The organism is Motilibacter deserti (genome assembly GCF_011250635.1).
In the GTDB taxonomy this organism is placed as follows: domain Bacteria; phylum Actinomycetota; class Actinomycetes; order Motilibacterales; family Motilibacteraceae; genus Motilibacter_A; species Motilibacter_A deserti.
The window spans coordinates 1-4,076 of record NZ_JAANNP010000135.1 but is presented as its reverse complement, the minus strand read 5'-3'; the positions used below and the strand labels follow the sequence as shown (position 1 = coordinate 4,076).

Genomic DNA, 4,076 nt, shown 5'->3' with positions numbered 1-4,076 from the left:
ACGGCAACGGCAACGGCAACGGCAACGGCAACGGCAACGGCGACGGCGACGGCCGGCTGATCGTGCTGTTCGACATCGACCAGACCCTGGGGAGCCGCAAGGGGCGCGCCGGCGAGAGCGCGACGCTCATCCGCCCGTCGGCGGCGCCGCTGATGAGCGCGCTGCGCGCGGGCGGCGCACTCATGGGCATCGTGACCACGCGCGGCATCACCGACCTGCACAGCAACCTGGCCGACAAGCTGCACCTCGGCGGGGTCGCGGACTACCTCGACCCGCGCTTCCTCACCGGCGCCGAGATGGAGCAGTACGCCGACGACGCGGCGACCACGACGAGCGCGGAGGTGCCGGAGGCGCAGTTCGAGCGCTTCCGCAGCCTGCTCGCCGCGCCGTACGACGGGCTCGAGGCCTTTCGCGCGCTGCGCGACGAGCGCGGCCGGCCGCTGCCGCCGAAGGACCTCGACAAGCTGCTTCAGCTCGCCGCGATCCGGCAGGCCCACCCCGCGGAGCGGTTCCTCGTCGTCGACGACCGCGACTACGCCGGGCTGCTCGCGGGGGCCGCTGCGAGGGTGGTCGGTGTGCACCTGCCCGAGGACGCGCGCGCCCACTACTGACGCGAGCCTGCACCGTGGCGGCGGAGGCCCGCGCGCGCCGTCAGGTGCAGGCGACCGCGTCGGTGTAGATCCGGAACGAGCTCGCCTCGTTGTCGTCGCCGCCGAGCGACGCGGCCGAGCCGCTCTCGGCATTCATGCACCGTGTCGTCCCGCCGTAGGATCCGTTGTAGAACCAGCGGGCGTCGTACGGGGAATTGTTGACCCACGAGGACATGCGGTCGTTGAACGTGTAGATGCCCAGGTCGCTGATCGCGGTGTTGGCGACGTACCAGCGGACGATGCGTCCGCCCCAGCTCGGGTCCTCGAACAGGCAGACGTAGTTGTTGGGGCAGTCGGAGTAGGCGGCGACGCCTAGCGAGACCTCCACTCCGTTCGGGAAGACGGCCCATTTGCCCGAGACCTGAGCGCCGCGGGCCTTCAGTGCCGAGATTCCGGACGTGTCGGCACCGGGCTTTGCCTGGGGCGCGCCGGCGGCGGAGACGGGAATTGCAGATACGCAGACGGCCATTGCCGAGGCTGCTGCGACGGCGAGGCGTCGCGAGGTCCGAGAAGTCATGGCCGAAAGCGTGCGGCAATTCGGCGGGGAGTTCTACTGGATGAATTTATAGGAGATTGTGCAGTTGTTGATGTAAGAAATGCGACGTCATTGGCACCAGCCTCCCGGGATGGGCCAGGGGGCCGGCCGGGACGGCCAGCGGGTGGCGCGCGAAGTGGGCTGTAATAACCCGCGCGCTGGCGGCACCGGCCGGGGCCGGGCTTGACTTGCGCCGGCACGGACCTGGGAGGACGAGTGCAGGCGGCGGGTCGGGGACACACGCATCTGAGCGAGCGCGAGGCGCAGGTCGTCGAGCTGCTCGCGCGCGGGTTCTCCAACGAGCAGATCGGGCGCCGGCTGGGCCTGTCCGGGCACACCGTCGCCTACCACGTCTCGGCGATCACCCGCCGGCTCCGCCTCAGCAACCGAGCGGAGCTCGTGGCGCGCTGCTTCGTCGACGGGATCCTCGAGCACGCGTCCTGGCCCGCCCGGCTGCGGGCGGGTGGCGCCTGCCCCTCCTGTGACTGGACCCCGGTGCACCGCGCGACGAACGGGTCGCGCCGCCCTCCTGCCCTCCCGCGGGCGAGCTGATGGCGCCCCTAGGGCCGGTGCGCCGGCCGGGCGCCGGCCTGCACGCAGGAGACGTCGTCGCTGAGCCCGGCGCGCGAGGGCACCACGACCTGCCCGCCGCCCATCGTGACGCAGAGCGCGAAGCGCTCGGGCTGCGGCAGCTCGGCGAACATCGTCGGCCAGCTGCGGGCGCACGCCTGGACCGGGTCGAGGCTTGCGAACTCGGCGTTCGGCTGGCTGATCACAGCCGCCTCCGCGCGCGTCTCGGAGTAGCAGCCGATCAGCTGCGGATCGTCCGGTGTCGCCTCGCGGATCGTCACCGCGCCGGCCACCGCGGCGCACACCGCCACGACTCCCGCCAGCGGTAGCCAGCGGGACCGGGAAGGGCGCGGGCGCCGCGGGGGTGCGCCCGTCGCCCTTCCCGCCGGGGAGCCGGCCTCGGCCTCGGCGAGGGCCTGGACGCGGGCGAGCGTGCGCAGCCCGTCCGGCGAGGACGCCCACCCGGCACCTCCGGCCGGCCGCGCAGCGCGCAGCCGGGCCAGGTCGTCGTCGCGCCTCATGACGCGGCCGCCCGCACCGTCGACTCGCCGGGCCGCTCGGCGTTGTCGAGCTCCGCACGCAGCCGGCGCCGGGCCCGGTGCAGCCGCACCGCGAAGGTGACCTGGCTGCAGCCGAGCACCTGGGCGGCCTCGACGTTCGACAGCTCGCACCACCCGACGAGGACCAGCGCCTCGCGGTCGTGGTCGGGCAGGCGGGAGAGGGCCTCGTGCAGCTCCAGGCCCTCGAAGCCGCCCGCGTCCGGCTCGGGCCCGGCGCCGTCCAAGCCGTCGGCCAGCCGGGCAGCGAGCGCGTCCCGGCGCGCCGTGGCCCGGCGCTGGCCCGCGAGGACCCGTCGGGCGACCCCGAGCAGGTAGGGCACCGGAGGGTCGGGCACGGCAGCCCGGTCGCGCCAGGCGATGAGGAACGCCTCGCTGACCACGTCCTCGGCGAGGTCGGCGTCACCGCAGCGGTACATGACATAGCTCCTGACCGCGTCCCCGTGAGCGAGGAAGAGGGCCTCGAGCCAGGCGGCGTCCTGCAGCGTCTCCGGGCGCCGCTTCGGAGCGCGCCCGCGCCAACTGCCCGCGCCGGTTGCCACGGGCGCCAGTCTTGCTCACGGCCGCCGAGCTGTCGCGCAAAGGCCCTGCCCAGAACCAGGCCGGCCCCCCGGAGCCGGCTCCTCGCGTGGGAACGGCGCGCCCGCCTGCTCCCGCCCGATGACCATGACAGCAGCGGGGCAGCGCGTCAATCGCGGGGCGACTGCAAGAACTGCTAGCAGTACGCCGCCTGGCGCGGCCTGTGGACGCGTCCCCTCCGGCGGCCGTGCGCGCGGATACCGTTCTCGCGTGCTGCACCTGCCCCGCCCCGGCTGCCCCACGGACGTCTGAGCGGTGCTGCACGTCCACCGCTCCGAGCGGGCCGACCAGCTGGCGGGTGCCCTCGCCGAGCTGCTACGCGCGCCCGCGCGGGACGCCGACCCGTTCAGCCCGGAGGTCGTCGCGGTGCCCGCCCGCGGGGTCGAGCGCTGGCTCGCCCAGCATCTCTCGCGCGCCCTCGGGGCCGGCGGCGGCCGAGCGGACGGGGTCTGCGCGAACGTCGCCTTCCCGTCCCCGGCCACGCTGGTCCAGGAGGCGGTCGCGGCGGTCACGGGTGCCGACCCGCGCGCCGACGTCTGGCTCCCGGACCGGCTGGTGTGGCCGCTGCTGGAGGTGCTGGACGCGTGCGCGGGCGAGGCGTGGTGCACCGTGCTCGGACGGCACCTCGGCATGCCGGGCGCAGCCAGCGGGCCGGGCGGCGCGGCCGGCAGCACCGGCGACCGGCAGCGACGAGGTCGGCGCTACGCCGTGGCCCGGCACCTGGCCGGCCTCTTCGCGGCGTACGCGGCCGCCCGCCCGCGGATGCTGCGGGCGTGGGCGTCCGGCGAGGACACCGACGGCGGCGGCACACCGCTCCCGGCGGACCTGGCCTGGCAGGCCGAGCTGTGGCGGCGGCTGCGGGCGCACGTCGGCGCAGAGAGCCCGGCCGAGCGGCTGGACGCGGCCTGCGAGCAGCTGCGGGCGCGCCCCCAGCTGCTGGCGCTTCCCGGCCGGCTCTCCGTCTTCGGGCCGACCCGGCTGACCGCGTCGTCGCTGGCCGTCCTCGCGGCCGTCGCCGAGCACCGCGACGTGCACCTCTGGCTGCCCCACCCCTCCCCGTCGCTCTGGCAGCGGGTGGCGCAGGCCGCCTCCGGCGCCGCGGCAGGAGGGCGCGACGGGGGATCGGCCGTCGGCGTCGAAGCGCTCCGCCGCGCCGACGACCCCGCCGGGACCGGGGTGCTCCGC

Annotated in this window: 5 protein-coding genes and 1 pseudogene; 3 read left to right on the top strand and 3 right to left on the bottom strand. The window is 75.3% G+C overall.

The features are described from left to right. A pseudogene (locus G9H71_RS21335) lies at positions 1 to 611 on the top strand (hypothetical protein); the annotation flags it as partial. A gap of 40 nt (positions 612 to 651) precedes the next feature. Here the strand turns inward: G9H71_RS21335 and G9H71_RS21330 are convergent. Further along, positions 652 to 978 carry a peptidase inhibitor family I36 protein gene (locus G9H71_RS21330; RefSeq protein ID WP_166284785.1) on the bottom strand — a complete coding sequence of 109 codons (327 nt, stop codon included), beginning with the start codon at positions 976 to 978 and terminating at the stop codon, positions 652 to 654. A gap of 423 nt (positions 979 to 1,401) precedes the next feature. Between G9H71_RS21330 and G9H71_RS21325 the strand changes: the two genes are divergently transcribed. After that, complete coding sequence (locus tag G9H71_RS21325) at positions 1,402 to 1,737, top strand: response regulator transcription factor (protein ID WP_166284784.1); 336 nt, start codon at positions 1,402 to 1,404, stop codon at positions 1,735 to 1,737. 8 nt (positions 1,738 to 1,745) lie between these two features. On the opposite strand, the gene G9H71_RS21320 is transcribed toward G9H71_RS21325, so the two are convergent. Then, the gene (locus G9H71_RS21320; RefSeq protein ID WP_166284783.1) at positions 1,746 to 2,276 is read right to left on the bottom strand and encodes a hypothetical protein; all 531 of its coding nucleotides are present in this window, start codon (positions 2,274 to 2,276) and stop codon (positions 1,746 to 1,748) included. Continuing rightward, positions 2,273 to 2,854 (bottom strand): RNA polymerase sigma factor, encoded by a 582-nt coding sequence (locus tag G9H71_RS21315; RefSeq protein ID WP_166284782.1) that lies wholly within the window; start codon positions 2,852 to 2,854, stop codon positions 2,273 to 2,275. Before G9H71_RS21315 ends, G9H71_RS21320 begins: the two co-directional genes overlap by 4 nt. Positions 2,855 to 3,146: 292 nt before the next feature. On the opposite strand from G9H71_RS21315, the gene G9H71_RS21310 reads away from it, so the two are divergent. After that, positions 3,147 to 4,076: exodeoxyribonuclease V subunit gamma (locus tag G9H71_RS21310; RefSeq protein ID WP_166284781.1), on the top strand; the 930-nt coding region annotated here is incomplete at its 3' end.

Bases quoted from the DNA above. Each gene is read 5' to 3' on its own strand.
- G9H71_RS21320 (WP_166284783.1), bottom strand. From the start codon at position 2,276: ATGAGGCGCGACGACGACCTGGCCCGGCTGCGCGCTGCGCGGCCGGCC.